Source organism: Streptomyces sp. NPDC028298 (assembly GCF_055565895.1).
The window spans coordinates 1031809-1050158 of sequence record NZ_JBVHTL010000001.1 but is presented as its reverse complement, the minus strand read 5'-3'; the positions used below and the strand labels follow the sequence as shown (position 1 = coordinate 1050158).

Here is an 18350-nt window from a genome sequence, read left to right as displayed (position 1 = left end):
TAACCCCCGGGCAGGAGGGGTAAGAAAGAAGGGAGCAGAAGATCAAATCTCCTCAGCCCAGGTGCCGGAGGGGCTCCCCTTCGTGCCCGGGTCCCCCCCCTTCCGTCTCCCGGCCCGGTGTGTCAGCCCGGTGTCACTTCCGGCCCCGCTCGGGGCCGGTCAGACCCGCGCGGCGCAGGGCGTCGGCCATGGCGCTGTTCGCGGGCGCCGGGGCCTGCCGGGAGCCGCCCCCGGCGCCACCGCCGCCGCCCGCACCGCCGCCGCCCGCACCGCCGCCGCCCGCACCGCCGCGGCCCTGCCGCTGCTGGCCGCGCTGCTGCTGGCCGCGCTGCTGGGGCGGCCGCCCGCCCCGCTGGGACCGGCCGCCGCCGCCCTCGGCGTCCGGCGCGGCCGCCTCGTCGTCCAGCCGGAGCGTCAGCGAGATCCGCTTGCGCGGGATGTCGATGTCCAGGACCTTGACCCTGACGATGTCGCCGGGCTTCACGACGTCCCGCGGGTCCTTCACGAAGGTCTTCGACAGCGCGGAGACGTGTGCCAGGCCGTCCTGGTGGACGCCGATGTCGATGAACGCCCCGAAGGCCGCGACGTTCGTGACAACCCCCTCCAGGACCATCCCGGAGGACAGGTCGGAGATCTTCTCCACGCCCTCCTTGAAGGTGGCCGTCTTGAAGGCGGGACGCGGGTCGCGACCCGGCTTCTCCAGCTCCCGGAGGATGTCCGTGACGGTCGGCAGACCGAAGCTCTCGTCGACGAAGTCGGCCGGCTTCAGCGAGCGCAGCACGCCCGTGTTGCCGATCAGCGACGCGACCTCGCTGCCCGCCGTCTTCACCATCCGCCGCACCACGGGGTACGCCTCGGGGTGGACGCTGGAGGCGTCCAGCGGGTCGCTGCCGCCCCGGATCCGCAGGAAGCCCGCGCACTGCTCGTACGCCTTCGGACCGAGCCGCGCCACGCCCTTGAGGGCCGTGCGGGAGGTGAAGGGGCCGTTGGCGTCGCGGTGCGCGACGATGTTCTCCGCGAGGCCGGAGGTGATGCCGGAGACCCGCGCAAGGAGCGGTGCGGAGGCGGTGTTCACGTCCACGCCCACGCCGTTCACACAGTCCTCGACCACCGCGTCGAGCGAGCGCGACAGCTTCACCTCGGACAGGTCGTGCTGGTACTGACCGACGCCGATCGACTTCGGGTCGATCTTCACCAGCTCGGCGAGCGGGTCCTGGAGCCGGCGCGCGATGGAGACGGCGCCGCGCAGCGACACGTCCATGTCGGGCAGCTCCTGCGAGGCGAACGCGGACGCGGAGTACACCGACGCGCCCGCCTCCGACACCATCACCTTCGTGAGCTTCAGCTCCGGGTGCTTCGTGATCAGCTCACCGGCGAGCTTGTCCGTCTCGCGGGAGGCCGTGCCGTTGCCGATCGCGACCAGCTCGACGGCGTGCTCCTTGGCGAGCCGGGCGAGCTTGGCGATGGCCTCGTCCCACCGGTTGGCCGGGACGTGCGGGTGGATGACGTCCGTGGCGACGACCTTGCCGGTCGCGTCGACGACGGCGACCTTCACGCCCGTGCGGAAGCCGGGGTCCAGGCCCAGCGTCGCGCGCGTGCCCGCCGGGGCCGCCAGCAGCAGGTCCCGCAGGTTCGCGGCGAAGACGTTCACCGCCTCGTCCTCGGCGGCGGTGCGCAGCCTCAGGCGCATGTCGATGCCGAGGTGCACGAGGATGCGGGTGCGCCAGGCCCAGCGGGCGGTGTCCGTGAGCCACTTGTCGCCGGGACGGCCGCGGTCGGCGATCCCGAAGCGGTGGGCGACGATCCCCTCGTACGAGGACGGTCCCTCGGTGGGCTCCTCCGGCTCCAGGACGAGGTCGAGGACGTCCTCCTTCTCGCCGCGCAGCATGGCGAGGATCCGGTGCGAGGGCAGCGCCTTGAAGGGCTCGGCGAAGTCGAAGTAGTCGGCGAACTTGGCGCCCGCCTCCTCCTTGCCCTCGCGCACCTTGGCGGCGAGCCGTCCGCGCACCCACATGCGCTCGCGCAGCTCGCCGATCAGGTCGGCGTCCTCGGAGAACCGCTCGGTGAGGATCGCCCGGGCGCCGTCCAGGGCGGCCTGCGGGTCGGCGACGCCCTTGTCGGCGTCGACGAAGGCCGCCGCCGCGGCGAGCGGTTCCACGGACGGGTCGCCGAGCAGGCCCTCGGCCAGCGGCTCCAGACCCGCCTCGCGCGCGATCTGCGCCTTGGTGCGCCGCTTGGGCTTGAACGGCAGATAGATGTCCTCGAGACGCGCCTTGGTCTCGGCGGCCCTGATCTGCGCCTCCAGCTCGGCGCTGAGCTTGCCCTGCTCGCGTACCGAGTCGAGGATCGCCGACCGCCGGTCCTCCAGCTCCCGCAGATAGCGCAGCCGCTCCTCGAGGGTGCGCAGTTGCGCATCGTCGAGCATCTCGGTCGCTTCCTTGCGGTAGCGGGCGATGAAGGGCACCGTCGAACCGCCGTCGAGCAAGTCGACGGCCGCCTTGACCTGCCGCTCCCGTACGCCGAGTTCTTCGGCGATCCTGCCTTCGATGGACCCTACGAGGGGTGTCGTCACGATCCCGTACCGCCTTCTCCACTGAGGTTGCGCGGCAATTGTGGCAGGTGACGCCGACATCGGGGGCTCAGGGCGGTACTCGGGGGGACCGCGCGCCGCGCACGGGCCCGGTCCACGCCCGGCCCATCCGCTCCGGCCGGGCCCCTCAGCCCTTGCCGATCATTCCCTCCGGGAACGCGCCGGCGGCGAAGGCGGTCATCAGCAGGCCCTTCGCGATCTCGGTGAGCCGTTCGACCCCGGCGGCGCCCAGGTGCTCGTAGGGAGCCCGGTCGAGGCGGTCCGTCCTGGTCTCGATGTCCCGGCGCAGTTCCGTACCGGCCGGCGTCAGCTCGCCCTCCGCGTCGATCAGCCCGCGCCCGCGCAGCCGCTCCGACGCCGCCTCCCAGTCCCGCCGGGACCAGCCGCGGGTGCCGAGGACCCAGCGGGGTGCCATGCCCTTGCCGGTCGCGGTGTGGCTCACCAGGGCCTCCACCGGGTCGAGCTCGGCGTCGAGCAGCACCGCGAGGTGACCGTCGCCCCGGTACTCGCGCAGCAGGGTGGCCGCGTGCCACAGCGCCAGGTGCGGCGCCTCGGGGACGGGCAGGTCGGCGTGAGCGGCGTACAGCGGGCGGAAGGCGGGGGTGCAGGCCTCGGCCGCGCGCAGGGCGAGCTTCGCCGCCTCGGCCACCTCCCCGGACGCGAGGACGTCCTCGCCGAGCAGCCGCCTGAGCGTGGCGTCCACGGCACGCAGGCGCGCCGCGAGCACCGTCTCCGGAGAGGCGGCCCGCCACACCGCGGGCACGTGTCCGGCGACGAGTTCGTGCCGGAAGTTGAAGAACGTCGCCGTCACCGTGCCCGCGCCGACCGCGCCCATCGCGGCGGCCCGCACCGCGAAGTACGCGCCGCGCTCGTCCTCGATGCCGACCGCGGCCAGCTCACGGCCCAGATCGGGCGAGAAGTAGTGCGTCGAGTGCAGCGGGTTGAGGACGTTGTGGCAGCGCCGGCCGGCGCGCTCCGGCAGTGAAGGGGTCATACCCCGCACATTACCGACTGGTTGGTATGCCGTGAACTCCCGGACGTCCGATGGCAGGAAAGGTGGGATGCCCGTCATTGCGGCCATCCGCCCACCGGTCGAGAATCGACCCATGCGAACGGTCCTGATCGTCCTGTTCGACGGTGTGCAGAGCCTCGACGTCACCGGCCCCCTGGAGGTGTTCGCGGGCGCCGAGACCTACCGCGGCGGCTCGTACGCCATCCGCACGGCCTCGCCGGACGGCGCCCCGGTCCGTACCTCCAGCGGTCTCGTCCTGGTCCCGGACCAGGCGCTGGCCGACGTGCCGGACCCGCACACGCTGCTGGTGCCCGGCGGCAGCGGCACCCGGCGTCCGGATCCCTGCCTGATCGACTGGCTGCGCGCCCACGGGCCGCGCGCCCAGCGCCTGGTCTCGGTGTGCACCGGCGCCGGCCTGCTCGCGGCGGCCGGCCTGCTCGACGGCCGCCGCGTGACCACCCACTGGGCCCACTGCGACCGGCTCGCCCGCGACCACCCGGCGGTCACGGTCGATCCCGACCCCATCTACGTGCGCGACGGCAACGTCGCCACGTCGGCGGGCGTCACCTCCGGCATCGACCTGGCCCTCGCCCTCGTGGAGGACGACCTGGGCCGGGACGCCGCCCTCACCATCGCCCGCCATCTCGTCGTCTTCCTCCGCAGGCCCGGCAACCAGGCCCAGTTCAGCGCCCAGCTCGCCGCCCAGACCGCGCGACGCGAACCGCTGCGCGAGGTCCAGCACTGGATCTCCGAGCATCCGGGCGACGACCTGAGCGTCGAGTCGCTCGCGGTCCGTGCCCGTCTCTCGCCCCGGCACTTCGCGCGGGCCTTCCGGTCGGAGACGGGCACGACGCCCGGACGGTACGTCGAGCGCGTACGCCTCGAACACGCCCGCCGCCTCCTGGAGGACACCGCGGACGGCATCGAGCAGGTCTCCCGGGCGTCCGGCTACGGCACGCCCGAGGCCATGCGCCGCGCCTTCCTGAAATTCCTCGGCGCGGCCCCCGCGGAGTACCGCCGCCGCTTCCACCCGGCCCCCACGCCCTGACACCCCGGAGGAATCCCGTGCAGATCGCCATCGTCCTCTACGACCGCTTCACCGCCCTGGACGCCGTGGGCCCCTACGAGACGCTCGGCCGGCTGCCCGACGCGGACACCGTGTTCGTCGCGGAACGCACCGGCCCGGTCCGCTCCGACACCGGCCGGCTCGCGCTGACCGCGGACAAGAGCCTCGTGGAGGTGCCGCACCCCGGCATCGTGGTCGTACCGGGAGGGCCGGGCCAGAGCGACCAGATGGACAACCCGGTCCTGCTCGACTGGCTGCGCGCCGCCGACGCCACCAGCCTCTGGACGACCTCGGTGTGCACCGGGTCCCTGCTGCTCGCGGCGGCGGGGCTCCTGGAGGGACGCCGGGCCACCTCCCACTGGCTGGCGCTCGACCAGCTCGAGCGCTTCGGCGCGACGCCCACGGGGGAGCGGGTCGTGTTCGACGGCACGTACGTGACCTCGGCCGGCGTCTCCTCCGGCATCGACATGGGCCTGACCCTGCTCGGCCGGATCGCCGGGGACGAACACGCCCAGGCCGTCCAGCTCCTGACCGAGTACGACCCGCAGCCGCCCTACGACGCCGGGTCCCCGGAGAAGGCGCCCGCGCACCTCGTCGAGGAGTTCCGCGGCAAGAGCCGTTTCCTCCTGACGTAGGGCTCTCGGCTCTCGCCTTCAGGTACCGCGCCCCGCGCCCAGTGCCCCGTGTGCCGCGCGGGCGGACCCCCGAACCCTCAGGGTGCCCAGGTGAACCGCGGCTGCCTGCGTTCGAGGAAGGCGGCGACCCCCTCCGCGGTGTCGCCGCCGGCGCGTGCCTGCCGCGTCCAGTGCTCGTCCCGGTCGGTGCGCCCGTTCACGAACTCCTTCGCCGCCGCCTGCGTCAGCAGCGAGCGCGCGGCCAGGACCCGGGTGAACTCCGCGACCCGCTTGTCGAGTTCGCCCTCGGGCAGCACCTCGTCCACGAGGCCGGTGCGCAGCGCGCGCTCGGTGTCGATCAACTCGCCCGAGAAGAGCAGGTACTTGGCGGCGGACGGCCCCACCAGTGCCGCGAGCCTGCGGGTGGAGGAGGCCGGATAGACGATGCCGAGCTTCGCCGGTGTCACCCCGAACAGCGAGCCCTCCTGAGCGAAGCGCAGATCGCAGGCGGCCGCGAGCTGGGAGCCGCCGCCCACGCAGTAGCCGCGGATCGCGGCCAGCGTCGGCTTGGGGAACGCGGCCAGGGCCTCCTCGGCGAGCACGGCGAGGCCCTGGGCCTCGTCCGACGACTCCCGCAGCGTCGAGATGTCCGCTCCGGCGCAGAACGTGCCGCCCTCGCCGGTGAGCACGAGCGCGTGCACGTCGGCGCGCGCGCCCAGCGTCTCCAGCAGCGGCGGCAGCGCTCGCCACATGGGTGTCGTCATGGCGTTCCGCTTGGCGGGGTGATGGATGACGACGGTGGCGACCCCGTCGCCGACGTGGTGCAACAGTTGCGGCTCCATACGGCGGATGCTATCCGGAGCGTCCGGCCGGACTTCGATCATGGTTCCGGACGCTGGAGCGGGCGGTGGAGCGGCCCGGAACGAACCGGGTCAGCCGGGGGTCAAACCCGTACAACCCGAAGAGTCTCGGAAGTCGACACGAAAGTGACAAGCCCTGTCGTAGAGATGGCTTTGTCTGACATTTGCGGTCAGAAATCGGCGATAATTGCTGACTTCTGTTCAGTCAACCGGTACGGACCGGCGCATTACCAACACTCGACGTGTGGTGACAATCGAGCGCAAGGGTGGCGACCGGACGATGGAGAACCTCGGGCGCGGGTCCGACCCGAGCCCCGAAGGCGGAGTCGCGACTCCCGACGTCAGATCGCCCGGACCGCTGCCGTACGAGGGGGTGTGGCGGTTCACCGCCGCCGCCGTCGACGCCTCGGTGCCGCAGGCGCGGCACGCCGTCCGGGATCTGCTGGTCCGCCAGGGGGTTCCGGTCTCGGACGATGTCGTTCAGGGACTGCTGTTGATCGTCTCCGAACTGGTCACGAACGCCGTCAAGCACGCGGCACTTCTGTCGCCGATGCTCGCGGTGGAGGTCGCCGTCGGTGCCGACTGGGTGCGGGTGTCCGTCGAGGACGACCACCCCTACCGTCCGACCGCCCTGGAAGCCGACTACGGCCAGACCGGAGGCCGGGGGCTGCTCCTGGTGCGCGAGGTGACCCGGGAGTTCGGCGGCGGGTGCGACGTCGAGTACACCGCGGGCGGCGGCAAGGTGATCTGGGCCGCCCTGCCGCTGGGATCCGTCTGACCGTCCCCGCCCGCCGCGCGGCGACGGGAACGGTCGGACAGACCCTGGCCGCGAGCGTCTGTGCGTCCGAGCGTCCGGCGGAGCGGCTACCAGCCCGCGGACGGACCCGTCAGCTCCCGCATCGCCGGACGGGCCGCGTCCAGCACCGTCATGAACCACGCCGAGAAGGGCTCCTTCGCGTGCCGCTCCGCCAGCTCGGCGGCGGTCACGAAGTCCGTCGAGCCGACCTCCTCCGGGTCGGGCCGCGGCGCCGACTGCACCATCCCGACGAACAGGTGGTTGTACTCCTGCTCCACCAGGCCCGAGTCCGGGTCCGGGTGGTTGTAACGGACCGTGCCCGCCTCGGCGAGCAGCGTCGGCGACACGCCGAGCTCCTCGTAGGTCCGCCGGGCCGCCGCCGCGAAGGGTGCCTCGCCCGGGTAGGGGTGGCCGCAGCAGGTGTTCGACCAGACGCCGGGGGAGTGGTACTTGCCGAGCGCGCGCTGCTGGAGCAGCAGCCGGCCCTGCTCGTCGAAGAGGAACACCGAGAACGCCCGGTGGAGCTGTCCCGGGGGCTGATGGGCCGCGAGCTTCTCCGCCGTACCGATCGTGTTGCCGTCCTCGTCGACCAGTTCCAGCAAGATCGCTTCAGCGGTGCCGTTCGACGAACTGTGCGTCGCGGTGGCAGGTGTGATCGGCATACCCATCCTTCGCATCGGTTTTCCAGGGCCAAGTCTGCCGTACGAATCCGGCACTCCCGGCACTTCGCGACTCTCCGCATGTCCCGCCCCGGGGTCCCCGGGGCGGGACACGCGGCCCACGTGGGTCAGACGCCGAACGCGGCCGGATACCTGATCGTGCCCGGTGCCACCGGCACGGAATCGTCGAGGACGAGGGCCATCAGGTGTTCGGACGGCACGTCGAAACCCGGCCGGATGCCGTGGCCGGCGGCGGGCCCGAAGCCGAACCTCGGGTAGTACCCGGGATGCCCGAGCACGAGGACGAGCCGCTCGCCCCGTGCCCGTGCCGCCTCCAGCACCGCCCGTACGACGGCGCTCCCGGCGCCCCGGCGGTGCAGGTCGGGACGGACGGCGACCGGCGCCAGGGCGGCCGCCGGGACCTCGTCGACGTGACAGCGGGTGATCAGGGCGTACGCCGCGATCGTGCCGTCCGGGGCCTCGGCGACGTACGACAGGCCGGGCAGCCACGCTCCGGGATCGGCGCGCAGCGCGTCCACCAGATCGGCCTCCTCCGCCCGGCCGAAGGCGGCGGCGGTCACGGCGTGCACCTCGGCGGCGTCCGCGGAGGTCTCCCGGCGGGTACGCCAGACGGTGCCGCCGCGGGCTGCGGGGCCGGTCGGGGGAACGGTCAGGGGATCGGCCGACGGCTCAGTCGGGGGAGTCGACGGTTCAGTCAGGGGATCGGTCATGGGGAACCCTTGGATGAGGGGCCCGGCCGACGCGTCGCTGGACGGCGGGTCAGCCCCGGGCCCGGAGGACGGGGACGACGAGGTCGCTGCGCGTGGCAGCGCCGGACACGGCCGTCATCAACCCACCTCCTGGGATCCCGGTCACGCTAGCAGCGCCCGCCCGGTGCCGCCTCCGGATTTCCCGGCGCGATCTCCCGGTGCCGGATCCGCCCGTCCGGGGGCGCGGGCGAGCGGCGCGACCGTCAGTGGCAGAGCTTCGCCTCGTGCTCCGCGTGTCCGCTCGGTTCGAGCTGGAACGTGCAGTGCTCGACGTCGAAGTGGACGCCCAGACAGCCCTGGAGCTCGTGCAGCATCTTCTCGTGGCCGATCGCGTTCAGGACGTCGGAGCTGACGACCACGTGCGCGGAGAGCACCGGCATCCCGGAGGTGATGGTCCAGGCGTGCAGGTCGTGGATGTCCTCGACCCCGTCCAGGGCCAGGATGTGGGATCGCACCTCCGCCATGTCGACCCCCTTGGGCGCCGCCTCCAGGAGCACGTCGAGCGTCTCCTGGAGCAGCTTCCAGGTGCGCGGGACGATCATCAGCGCGATGGCGATCGAGGCGATGGGGTCCGCCGCCTGCCAGCCGGTGGTCATGATCACGACGGCGGCGACGATGACGGCCACCGAGCCCAGCGCGTCCGCCGCGACCTCCAGGAAGGCGCCCCGCACGTTCAGGCTGTCCTTCTGTCCGCGCATCAGCAGCGTCAGCGAGACCGTGTTGGCGATCAGGCCGAACACGCCGAACGCGATCGTCAGTCCGCCGTGGGTGTCCGCGGGGGTGATGAAGCGCTGGATCGCCTCGACGAGCACGTAACCGCCGACGACGAGCAGCAGCAGGCAGTTGGCGAGCGCGGCGAGGATCTCGGCCCGCGCGTAGCCGAAGGTGCGCTTCTCGCTCGGCGGGCGGGCCGCGAAGTGGATCGCGAGCAGGGCCATGCCGAGCCCCAGCGCGTCCGTCGCCATGTGCGCCGCGTCCGCGACGAGCGCGAGCGAATCGGCGAGCAGACCGCCGAAGATCTCGACGACCATGACGGTGAGCGTGATCGCCAGCGCGACGCGCAGCCTCCCCCGGTACGCGGCCGTCGCCGTGCCGGTCGGGGGAGCGCCGTGCGCGTGCCCGTGGTCGTGCCCAGCCCCCATGAAGCCGCCTCCTGTTTTCCGCTCGGTCCTTCCGCACGGATTCCCGGACGGATTCCCGCTCGGACTTCCGCCCGGTCGTGCCAGTCAACTACGGGCGGGGGGTATCGGGCAACGCGGCACTGAACACCGTTGTCATATGCTCTGACCTGCGGAAATGATCAGCAGGTCAGAGCATCGGAGTGATCATGCGCCGGTGGTCCCGGGGTGGTGCAGCAGCCAGCCCCGCCAGGCCGACTCCACCATCTCGCGGACCCCTCGGCGCGCGCTCCAGTCCAGCTCGGCGGCGGCCAGAGCGGCCGAGGCGACCGCGCGGGGGGCGTCGCCGGGGCGGCGCGGCTCCACGAGGGGCTCCAGCGGGTTCCCGGTGACCTCGGCGATGAGCGTGACGAGCTCCCGTACGGAGACACCCTCGCCCCGGCCGATGTTCACCGTCAGATCGCCGCTCGCCCCGCCCGTCAGCCGCCGGGCCGCGGCGAGGTGCGCCTCGGCCAGGTCGGCGACGTGGATGTAGTCGCGTACGCAGGTGCCGTCCGGCGTCGGGTAGTCGTCGCCGAAGATCCGCGGGGCCTCGCCGCGGGTGAGGCGGTCGAACACCATCGGCACGATGTTGAAGATCCCGGTGTCGGCGAGCTCCGGCGAGGCCGCGCCCGCCACGTTGAAGTAGCGCAGGCACACCGTGGCGATGCCGTGCGCCCGGCCCGCCGCCCGCACCAGCCACTCCCCGGCGAGCTTGGTCTCGCCGTAGGGGCTCATCGGCGCGCAGGGGGTGCCCTCCGTGATGAGGTCCACATCGGGGTTGCCGTAGACGGCGGCCGACGAGGAGAACACGAACCGCTCGACGCCCGCCCCGGCCGCCGCCTCCAGCAGCGTCGCGAGGCCGCCCACGTTCTCCTGGTAGTAGCGCGTCGGCTGGGCCACGGACTCGCCGACCTGCTTGCGGGCGGCCAGGTGCACCACACCCGTGATCCGGTGCTCCGTCAGGACCCGCTTGAGCAGATCACCGTCCAGCGACGACCCCTGGACGAGGGGGATGCTCTCCGGAAGCCGGTTCGGGATCCCCGACGACAGGTCGTCGAGGGCGACGACGCGCTCCCCGGCCTCCGCCATCGCCCGCGCCACGTGTGCCCCGATGTATCCGGCTCCGCCTGTGATCAGCCATGTCATGGACGACCACCCTATGCGGGTCCCGCGCCCGGTCCGCTCCGCCCGGCTTCGAGGGACGCGGGGGTGCCGTACGGCATGCCGGGAATGTTCCGGTCCGCGCCGCCGAGCTTGTGACCCCGGCCCGGGATCACCGATGATGATCTCGCCGCCCGCGGGACAAAATCGGTTGATCGGGCCGTGAACGGGCGGTGAACGCCCGCTTCCCTTCATCCGATAGCCTCTGCCGACATGCCGCCGGGGCCGCCGCCGTGGACCGGGGCCCATCCCATCACGCACACGCCGGACGCCAGGTCGCGCCGGCACCCAGGGAGTGAGTTCGCTGCCGACCGCCATCCTCACCGGCCAGCCGGTCCCCGGATCGTCGCTCGAAGGCGATCTGCGGTCCCTCGGCTTCGACGTGCGTCCCGCGTCCGACGCGGCCGAGACCGAGACCCTGCTCGCCGCCGTGCCGGCGACCGAGCGGGTCGCCGTCGTGGACGCCCGCTTCGTCGGGCACGTGCACGCCCTGCGTCTCGGGCTGACCGACCCCCGCTTCGCGGCCTCCGCCATCCCCGGCGCCGTGTCCGTGCAGCCCGAGGCCCGGCGGGCCCTGACCCGCGCCGTGACCCGCGAGACCGTGGCGGCCGGCAACGGCGCCGCGGCCCCGGACGACCTCGTCGGGCGCCTCGGCGAGGCACTCGAGGCCGACGAGCTCTCCGTGTACCGCCCGGAGCTCGGCACCCTCGTCGCCGCGGTCCCCGCCGATCCGCAGGAGCGCAACGGCGTCCGGCAGGCGGTCCTGGCCGTCGACGACGAGGCCGTACGGCTGCGCAGTGCCGTCAAGGCCCGCGACGGCTTCTTCACCACGTACTGCATCAGCCCGTACTCGCGTTACATCGCCCGCTGGTGCGCCCGCCGCGGCCTGACCCCGAACCAGGTCACCACCGCGTCGCTGATCACCGCGCTGATCGCCGCTGGCTGCGCCGCCACCGGCACCCGCGTCGGCTTCGTGGCCGCCGGTCTGCTGCTGCTGTTCTCCTTCGTCCTCGACTGCACGGACGGACAGCTCGCCCGCTACTCCCTGCAGTACTCGACCCTCGGCGCCTGGCTGGACGCGACCTTCGACCGCGCCAAGGAGTACGCCTACTACGCGGGACTCGCGCTCGGCGCGGCCCGCGGCGGCGACGACGTGTGGGCGCTCGCGCTCGGCGCGATGATCCTCCAGACCTGCCGGCACGTCGTGGACTTCTCCTTCAACGAGGCGAACCACGACGCCACCGCCAACACCAGCCCCACCGCCGCCCTCTCGGACAAGCTCGACAGCGTCGGCTGGACGGTCTGGGTGCGCCGGATGATAGTCCTGCCCATCGGCGAACGATGGGCCATGATCGCCGTCCTGACGGCGCTGACGACCCCCCGCATCACCTTCTACGCGCTCCTCGCCGGCTGCGCCTTCGCGGCCACCTACACCACGGCGGGCCGGGTCCTGCGCTCGCTCACCCGCAAGGCGAGCCGCACGGACCGCGCCGCCCGGGCTCTGGTGGACCTCACCGACTCCGGCGCGCTCGCCGAGTACCTGACCCGTCACGCGGGCCGGCTCCCGCGCATCCCCCCGGCCGTCGTCGCCCTCTTCGCCGGAGCGGTCGTCGTGACATGCGCCGCACTGGCCCCGTACGGGAGCTGGCTCCCCGTCCTGGGTGCCGTCGTGTACGTGCTGCTGTCGCCCGCCGCCCTGCTCAGGCCCCTCAAGGGCGCCCTGGACTGGCTGGTCCCGCCGTTCTACCGAGCGGCCGAATACCTCACCGTTCTGGCACTGGCGGTCGACGCCGACGTGAACGGAGCGCTTCCGGCGGCTTTCGGCCTGGTGGCCGCGGTCGCCTACCATCACTACGACACGGTGTACCGCATTCGCGGAAACGCCGGAGCCCCCCCGCACTGGCTGGTGCGGGCGATCGGCGGGCACGAAGGCAGGACGCTGCTGGTCACCGTCCTGGCCGCGCTGCTCACCGCCGCACAGTTCAAGGTCGCGCTCACGGCACTCGCCGTGGCCGTGGCGCTGCTGGTGCTCGTCGAGAGCATCCGCTTCTGGGTGTCCTCCGGGGCGCCCGCCGTACACGATGAAGGAGAACCCGCATGATCGGCCTCGTGCTGGCGGCCGGCGCCGGACGGCGTCTGCGCCCCTACACCGACAGCCTCCCGAAGGCTCTCGTGCCGGTTGGCCCCGCGGGCATAGAGGACTCCATCACGGTCCTGGACCTGACCCTCGGCAACTTCGCCGAGATCGGCCTGACCGAGGTCGGCATCATCGTCGGCTACCGCAAGGAAGCCGTCTACGACCGCAAGGCCGCCCTCGAGGAGAAGTACGGCCTCAAGATCGCCCTCATCGACAACGACAAGGCCGAGGAGTGGAACAACGCCTACTCCCTGTGGTGCGGACGTGACGCCCTCAAGGACGGCGTGATCCTCGCCAACGGCGACACCGTGCACCCGGTCTCCGTCGAGCGCACGCTGCTCGCCGCCCGCGGCGACGGCAAGAAGATCATCCTCGCCCTCGACACGGTGAAGAAGCTCGCCGACGAGGAGATGAAGGTCGTCGTGGACCCCGACAAGGGCGTCCAGAAGATCACCAAGCTGATGGAGCCGTCCGAGGCCACCGGCGAGTACATCGGGGTCACCCTCATCGAGGGCGCCGCCGCCGCGGAACTCGCCGACGCCCTGAAGACGGTGTGGGAGACCGACCCGCAGCAGTTCTACGAGCACGGCTACCAGGAGCTCGTCAACCGCGGCTTCCGGATCGACGTCGCGCCGATCGGCGAGGTCAAGTGGGTCGAGATCGACAACCACGACGACCTCGCCAAGGGACGTGAGATCGCGTGCCAGTACTGACGAGGCTCATCCCCTCGCCGGTCGTCGTCGACATCCGTCCCGGTGCCCTGGACGACCTGGCGAGCGTGCTCAGCGACGAGCGCATCTCGCACTCGGGCAAGCTGGCCATCGCGGTCAGCAACGGCTCGGGCGCCCGGCTGCGCGACCGCATCGCCCCGGCCCTGCCCGGCGCCACCTGGTACGAGGTCGGCGGCGGCACCCTCGACGACGCCATCCGGCTGGCCGGCGACATGCGGGCCGGCCACTACGACGCGGTCGTGGGCCTGGGCGGCGGCAAGATCATCGACTGTGCCAAGTTCGCCGCGGCGCGGGTCGGGCTGCCGCTCGTCGCCGTGCCCACGAACCTGGCGCACGACGGACTGTGCTCGCCGGTCGCCACCCTCGACAACGACGCGGGCCGCGGCTCCTACGGTGTGCCGAACCCGATCGCCGTGGTCATCGACCTCGACGTGATCCGTGAGGCGCCGGTCCGGTTCGTCCGGGCGGGCATCGGGGACGCCGTCTCCAACATCAACGCGATCGCGGACTGGGAGCTGTCCAACCGCGTCACGGGCGAGAAGATCGACGGACTGGCCGCCGCCATGGCGCGCCAGGCGGGCGAGGCCGTGCTCAGGCACCCCGGGGGTGTCGGCGACAACGGCTTCCTCCAGGTACTGGCCGAGGCGCTCGTCCTCACCGGCATCGCGATGTCGATCTCGGGCGACTCCCGGCCGGCCTCCGGCTCCTGCCACGAGATCAACCACGCCTTCGACCTCCTCTTCCCCAGGAGGGCGGCCAGCCACGGCGAGCAGTGCGGCCTGGGCGCGGCCTTCGCGATGTACCTGCGCGGCGCCCACGAGGACGCGGCGTTCATGGCCGAGGTGCTGCGCCGGCACGGACTGCCGGTGCTGCCCGAGGAGATCGGCTTCACCGTGGACGAGTTCGTCGAGGTCGTGGAGTTCGCTCCGCAGACCCGGCCCGGCCGCTACACGATCCTCGAACATCTCGACCTGAAAACCCACCAGATCAAGGACATCTACTCCGACTATGCCAAGGCCATCGGTAGCTGAACTCCGCCCCGTCGTTCATCCCCCCGGGGTGAAGGACCGGCGCAGCGGTGAGCACTGGGCGGGACGCCTGTACATGCGAGAGGTCTCGCTGCGCTGCGACCGGTACCTGGTGGACACCAGGATCACGCCCAACCAGCTCACGTACCTGATGACCCTCTGCGGCGTGCTCGCGGCCCCGGCCCTGCTGGTGCCGGGGATCGCGGGCGCGGTGCTGGGCGTGGTGATGGTCCAGCTCTATCTGCTGCTCGACTGCGTCGACGGCGAGATCGCGCGCTGGAAGAAGCAGTACTCGCTCGGCGGGGTCTACCTCGACCGCGTCGGCGCCTATCTCACGGACGCGGCCGTCCTCGTCGGCCTCGGCCTGCGTGCCGCCGACCTGTGGGGGACCGGACGCGTCGACTGGCTGTGGGCCTTCCTCGGCACCCTGGCCGCCCTCGGCGCGATCCTGATCAAGGCGGAGACCGACCTCGTCGGCGTCGCCCGGCACCAGGGCGGGCTGCCGCCGGTCAAGGAGTCCGCCGCCGAGCCCCGCTCCTCGGGCGTGGCGCTGGCCCGCAGGGCCGCCGCGGCGCTCAAGTTCCACCGGCTGATCCTCGGCATCGAGGCGACCCTGCTGATCCTGGTCCTCGCGATCGCGGACCAGATCAGGGGCGACCTGTTCTTCACCCGCCTCGGCACCGCCGTGCTCGCCGGCATCGCGCTCCTGCAGACCGTGCTGCACCTGGTGTCCATCCTCGCGTCGAGCAGGCTCAAGTGAGTACCGCGACGAAGGTCGGCGCGGTGATCATCACCATGGGCAACCGCCCCGACGAGCTCAGGGCGCTGCTCGACTCCGTCGCCAAGCAGGACGGCGACCGCGTCGAGGTGGTCGTGGTCGGCAACGGCTCACCCGTCCCGGACGTCCCCGCGGGAGTGCGGACGGTCGAGCTGCCCGAGAACCTCGGCATCCCCGGCGGCCGCAACGTGGGCATCGAGGCCTTCGGCCCCGGCGGCACCGACGTGGACGTCCTGCTCTTCCTGGACGACGACGGCCTGCTGGCCCGGCACGACACGGCCGAGCTGTGCCGCCGGGCCTTCGCCGCCGACCCCGAGCTCGGGATCATCAGCTTCCGCATCGCCGACCCCGACACCGGTGAGACCCAGCGCCGCCACGTGCCGCGGCTGCGCGCCGCCGACCCGATGCGCTCCTCGCGCGTCACCACGTTCCTCGGCGGCGCCAACGCGGTCCGGACGAAGGTCCTCGCCGAGGTCGGCGGACTCCCGGACGCCTTCTTCTACGCCCACGAGGAGACCGACCTGGCCTGGCGGGCCCTCGACGCCGGCTGGATGATCGACTACCGCTCCGACATGGTGCTCTTCCACCCGACGACCGCCCCCTCGCGGCACGCCGTGTACCACCGGATGGTGGCACGCAACCGCGTCTGGCTGGCGCGCCGAAACCTTCCCGCACCACTCGTCCCGGTCTACCTCGGCGTCTGGATGCTCCTGACGCTGCTGCGCCGCCCCTCGCGGGCCGCTCTGCGGGCCTGGTTCGGCGGATTCCGGGAAGGCTGGAGGAGTCCCTGCGGACCGAGGCGTCCCATGAGGTGGCGCACGGTGTGGCGGCTGACCCGACTGGGCCGGCCTCCGGTCATCTGACAAGCTCGACCCTGAGAGCACCCGGGCCCTACCCGGTTCCCCGGCACATGCCCACGCCCGAACCGGCTGTGCGCATCTTGAAGACGAAAGTTCCCCTTGTGAGTGAGACCACGCATGACGGCGGAGTCGCGGTGAGCGACCGGCCGTCGCCCGACGACGGGCTTTCCGCGGCCGAGCTGGCCGCCAAGTACGGCCTCGCGGTCAGCGGTGCCCGGCCCGGGCTGGCCCAGTACGTCCGCCAGCTCTGGGGCCGGCGGCACTTCATCCTCGCGTTCTCGCAGGCGAAGCTCACCGCCCAGTACAGCCAGGCCAAGCTGGGCCAGCTCTGGCAGGTGGCGACGCCGCTGCTCAACGCGGCCGTCTATTACTTCATCTTCGGCCTGATCCTCAAGGCCGACCGCGGGATGTCGCACGACGTGTACATCCCGTTCCTGGTGACCGGCGTCTTCGTCTTCACCTTCACCCAGAGCTCGATCATGGCCGGTGTCCGGGCGATCTCGGGCAACCTCGGACTGGTGCGCGCGCTGCACTTCCCGCGCGCCTCGCTGCCCGTGTCGTTCGCCCTCCAGCAGCTCCAGCAACTGCTCTTCTCGATGATCGTGCTGTTCGTCGTGGCGATCGGCTTCGGCAGCTACCCGGGCCTGTCCTGGCTGCTGATCGTCCCGGTGCTGTTCCTCCAGTTCCTCTTCAACACCGGCCTCGCCCTGATCGTGGCGCGGATGGGCGCCAAGACGCCCGACCTCGCCCAGCTCATGCCGTTCCTCCTGCGCACCTGGATGTACGCGTCCGGTGTCATGTTCTCCATCAGCACCATGCTCGCCGGCCGCCCCGAGTGGATCGCCCGGGTGCTCCAGGCGAACCCGGCCGCCGTCTACATGGACCTGATGCGCTTCGCGCTCATCGACGGCTACGGCGCCTCCAACCTGCCCCCGCACGTATGGGCCATCGCCGTCTTCTGGGCCGTGGCGACGGCCGTCGGCGGTTTCGTCTACTTCTGGAAGGCTGAAGAGAGGTACGGCCGTGGCTGAGCTCGACAAGAGGTCGCACATTCCGACCGTCATCGCGGACGAGCTGCACATCGTCTACCGCGTGAACGGCGCCAAGACGGGCAAGGGCAGCGCCACCGCCGCCCTCAGCCGCATCCTCAAGCGCGGCGAGGAACGCGGTGTGCGCAAGGTGCACGCCGTCAAGGGTGTCTCCTTCACCGCCTACCGCGGCGAGGCCATCGGCCTGATCGGCTCGAACGGCTCCGGCAAGTCCACCCTGCTGCGGGCCATCGCCGGCCTGCTGCCCGCCGAGAAGGGCAAGGTCTACACCGACGGCCAGCCCTCGCTGCTCGGCGTGAACGCGGCCCTCATGAACGACCTGACCGGCGAGCGGAACGTCATCCTGGGCGGTCTCGCCATGGGCATGTCCCGCGAGCAGATCAAGGAGCGCTACGAGGAGATCGTCGACTTCTCCGGGATCAACGAGAAGGGCGACTTCATCACCCTGCCGATGCGGACGTACTCCTCCGGTATGGCGGCGCGGCTGCGCTTCTCCATCGCGGCGGCCAAGGACCACGACGTCCTGATGATCGACGAGGCCCTCGCGACCGGAGACCGCTCCTTCCAGAAGCGCTCCGAGGCCCGCATCCGCGAGCTGCGCAAGAGCGCCGGCACGGTGTTTCTGGTCAGTCACAACAACAAGTCGATCCGCGACACCTGCGACCGCGTGCTGTGGCTGGAGCGGGGCGAGCTGCGCATGGACGGGGCGACCGAGGACGTGCTCAAGGAGTACGAGAAGTTCACGGGCAAGTAGCCCGATTCGCCCAGGGCCCCGCCGGAACTCTCCGGCGGGGCCCTGCGTCTGCAAGGGAAACGCCAACTCCCGTCGGCATGAGGAATCTTGACGCCAATCGGTGTGTTGTTGTGATGTGCAGGACACCCCGGCGGAGTGTGCCGCGTTGTACAACGTAAGCTGTACCGGTGCTGAAACGCGTCAAGTAGGGCGATAATACGCGACACCCGGCACCGTCACGCCGAGCGGATCTCCGGGCGGCGTGTCCGAAATGGGCAGTGTTGGGTCGGCAGTGTAGAACGGGAGATGTGACGGCAATGGCTACGGTGACTCTCCAGCTCCGCGA

At 71.7% G+C, this 18350-nt stretch carries 17 protein-coding genes; 10 read left to right on the top strand and 7 right to left on the bottom strand.

The window, feature by feature from the left end:
• Positions 1-133: 133 nt before the first annotated feature.
• Together ACZ4TO_RS04710 and ACZ4TO_RS04705 are read right to left on the bottom strand one after the other, a co-directional pair.
• Positions 134-2572: a Tex family protein gene (locus tag ACZ4TO_RS04710; protein WP_468023412.1), complete on the bottom strand. Its 2439-nt coding sequence runs from the start codon at positions 2570-2572 to the stop codon at positions 134-136.
• A gap of 145 nt (positions 2573-2717) precedes the next feature.
• Positions 2718-3584 carry an SCO6745 family protein gene (locus tag ACZ4TO_RS04705; protein WP_468023411.1) on the bottom strand — a complete coding sequence of 289 codons (867 nt, stop codon included), beginning with the start codon at positions 3582-3584 and terminating at the stop codon, positions 2718-2720.
• A 112-nt stretch (positions 3585-3696) separates the two neighbouring features.
• Between ACZ4TO_RS04705 and ACZ4TO_RS04700 the strand changes: the two genes are divergently transcribed.
• Both ACZ4TO_RS04700 and ACZ4TO_RS04695 read left to right on the top strand, forming a co-directional pair.
• A complete protein-coding gene (locus ACZ4TO_RS04700; protein ID WP_468023410.1) occupies positions 3697-4650 on the top strand; it encodes a GlxA family transcriptional regulator in 954 nt (317 codons plus the stop codon).
• A gap of 17 nt (positions 4651-4667) precedes the next feature.
• Positions 4668-5303 (top strand): DJ-1/PfpI family protein, encoded by a 636-nt coding sequence (locus ACZ4TO_RS04695; protein ID WP_468023409.1) that lies wholly within the window; start codon positions 4668-4670, stop codon positions 5301-5303.
• Between the two features lie 77 nt (positions 5304-5380).
• Here the strand turns inward: ACZ4TO_RS04695 and ACZ4TO_RS04690 are convergent, their stop codons facing one another.
• Positions 5381-6124, bottom strand: a complete 744-nt coding sequence (locus ACZ4TO_RS04690; protein WP_385039212.1) for an enoyl-CoA hydratase/isomerase family protein — start codon at positions 6122-6124, stop codon at positions 5381-5383.
• Positions 6125-6422: 298 nt separating this feature from the next.
• Between ACZ4TO_RS04690 and ACZ4TO_RS04685 the strand changes: the two genes are divergently transcribed.
• Positions 6423-6920, top strand: coding sequence for an ATP-binding protein (locus tag ACZ4TO_RS04685; RefSeq protein ID WP_382780757.1), 498 nt, complete (start codon positions 6423-6425; stop codon positions 6918-6920).
• Between the two features lie 86 nt (positions 6921-7006).
• Here the strand turns inward: ACZ4TO_RS04685 and idi are convergent, their stop codons facing one another.
• From idi to galE, 4 genes are all read right to left on the bottom strand, one after another.
• Entirely contained in the window at positions 7007-7600 is a 594-nt protein-coding gene (idi, locus tag ACZ4TO_RS04680; RefSeq protein WP_382778934.1) for an isopentenyl-diphosphate Delta-isomerase, read from the bottom strand.
• Positions 7601-7725: 125 nt separating this feature from the next.
• Entirely contained in the window at positions 7726-8328 is a 603-nt protein-coding gene (locus tag ACZ4TO_RS04675; RefSeq protein WP_385039208.1) for a GNAT family N-acetyltransferase, read from the bottom strand.
• 242 nt (positions 8329-8570) lie between these two features.
• Positions 8571-9509 (bottom strand): cation diffusion facilitator family transporter, encoded by a 939-nt coding sequence (locus ACZ4TO_RS04670; RefSeq protein WP_468023408.1) that lies wholly within the window; start codon positions 9507-9509, stop codon positions 8571-8573.
• Between the two features lie 183 nt (positions 9510-9692).
• Entirely contained in the window at positions 9693-10673 is a 981-nt protein-coding gene (gene galE / locus ACZ4TO_RS04665; protein ID WP_382778940.1) for a UDP-glucose 4-epimerase GalE, read from the bottom strand.
• 319 nt (positions 10674-10992) lie between these two features.
• Here galE and ACZ4TO_RS04660 point away from each other — a divergent pair, with 319 nt between their 5' ends.
• The 7 genes from ACZ4TO_RS04660 to ACZ4TO_RS04630 all read left to right on the top strand — a co-directional run bounded on the left by ACZ4TO_RS04660 (position 10993) and on the right by ACZ4TO_RS04630 (position 18025).
• The gene (locus tag ACZ4TO_RS04660; protein ID WP_468023785.1) at positions 10993-12789 is read left to right on the top strand and encodes a DUF5941 domain-containing protein; all 1797 of its coding nucleotides are present in this window, start codon (positions 10993-10995) and stop codon (positions 12787-12789) included.
• Positions 12786-13538, top strand: a complete 753-nt coding sequence (locus ACZ4TO_RS04655) for a phosphocholine cytidylyltransferase family protein (RefSeq protein ID WP_468023407.1) — start codon at positions 12786-12788, stop codon at positions 13536-13538. Before ACZ4TO_RS04660 ends, ACZ4TO_RS04655 begins: the two co-directional genes overlap by 4 nt.
• Positions 13526-14587, top strand: a complete 1062-nt coding sequence (locus ACZ4TO_RS04650; RefSeq protein ID WP_382778944.1) for an iron-containing alcohol dehydrogenase family protein — start codon at positions 13526-13528, stop codon at positions 14585-14587. The genes ACZ4TO_RS04655 and ACZ4TO_RS04650 overlap by 13 nt, the downstream gene beginning before the upstream one ends.
• On the top strand, positions 14565-15344 hold the full coding sequence (locus ACZ4TO_RS04645; RefSeq protein WP_468023406.1) for a CDP-alcohol phosphatidyltransferase family protein: 780 nt from the start codon (positions 14565-14567) through the stop codon (positions 15342-15344). The genes ACZ4TO_RS04650 and ACZ4TO_RS04645 overlap by 23 nt, the downstream gene beginning before the upstream one ends.
• Before the next feature lie 35 nt (positions 15345-15379).
• Positions 15380-16225 (top strand): glycosyltransferase family 2 protein, encoded by an 846-nt coding sequence (locus tag ACZ4TO_RS04640; protein ID WP_468023784.1) that lies wholly within the window; start codon positions 15380-15382, stop codon positions 16223-16225.
• Between the two features lie 98 nt (positions 16226-16323).
• Entirely contained in the window at positions 16324-17253 is a 930-nt protein-coding gene (locus tag ACZ4TO_RS04635) for an ABC transporter permease (protein WP_382778948.1), read from the top strand.
• Entirely contained in the window at positions 17246-18025 is a 780-nt protein-coding gene (locus ACZ4TO_RS04630; protein ID WP_385039198.1) for an ABC transporter ATP-binding protein, read from the top strand. Before ACZ4TO_RS04635 ends, ACZ4TO_RS04630 begins: the two co-directional genes overlap by 8 nt.
• The last annotated feature ends 325 nt before the right edge of the window (positions 18026-18350 follow it).

Bases quoted from the DNA above. Each gene is read 5' to 3' on its own strand.
- galE (WP_382778940.1), bottom strand. From the start codon at position 10,673: ATGACATGGCTGATCACAGGCGGAGCCGGATACATCGGGGCACACGTG.
- ACZ4TO_RS04675 (WP_385039208.1), bottom strand. From the start codon at position 8,328: ATGACCGATCCCCTGACTGAACCGTCGACTCCCCCGACTGAGCCGTCG.
- ACZ4TO_RS04670 (WP_468023408.1), bottom strand. From the start codon at position 9,509: ATGGGGGCTGGGCACGACCACGGGCACGCGCACGGCGCTCCCCCGACC.
- ACZ4TO_RS04645 (WP_468023406.1), top strand. From the start codon at position 14,565: ATGCCAAGGCCATCGGTAGCTGAACTCCGCCCCGTCGTTCATCCCCCC.
- ACZ4TO_RS04690 (WP_385039212.1), bottom strand. From the start codon at position 6,124: ATGGAGCCGCAACTGTTGCACCACGTCGGCGACGGGGTCGCCACCGTC.
- ACZ4TO_RS04685 (WP_382780757.1), top strand. From the start codon at position 6,423: ATGGAGAACCTCGGGCGCGGGTCCGACCCGAGCCCCGAAGGCGGAGTC.
- ACZ4TO_RS04640 (WP_468023784.1), top strand. From the start codon at position 15,380: ATGGGCAACCGCCCCGACGAGCTCAGGGCGCTGCTCGACTCCGTCGCC.
- ACZ4TO_RS04705 (WP_468023411.1), bottom strand. From the start codon at position 3,584: ATGACCCCTTCACTGCCGGAGCGCGCCGGCCGGCGCTGCCACAACGTC.
- ACZ4TO_RS04655 (WP_468023407.1), top strand. From the start codon at position 12,786: ATGATCGGCCTCGTGCTGGCGGCCGGCGCCGGACGGCGTCTGCGCCCC.
- ACZ4TO_RS04700 (WP_468023410.1), top strand. From the start codon at position 3,697: ATGCGAACGGTCCTGATCGTCCTGTTCGACGGTGTGCAGAGCCTCGAC.
- idi (WP_382778934.1), bottom strand. From the start codon at position 7,600: ATGCCGATCACACCTGCCACCGCGACGCACAGTTCGTCGAACGGCACC.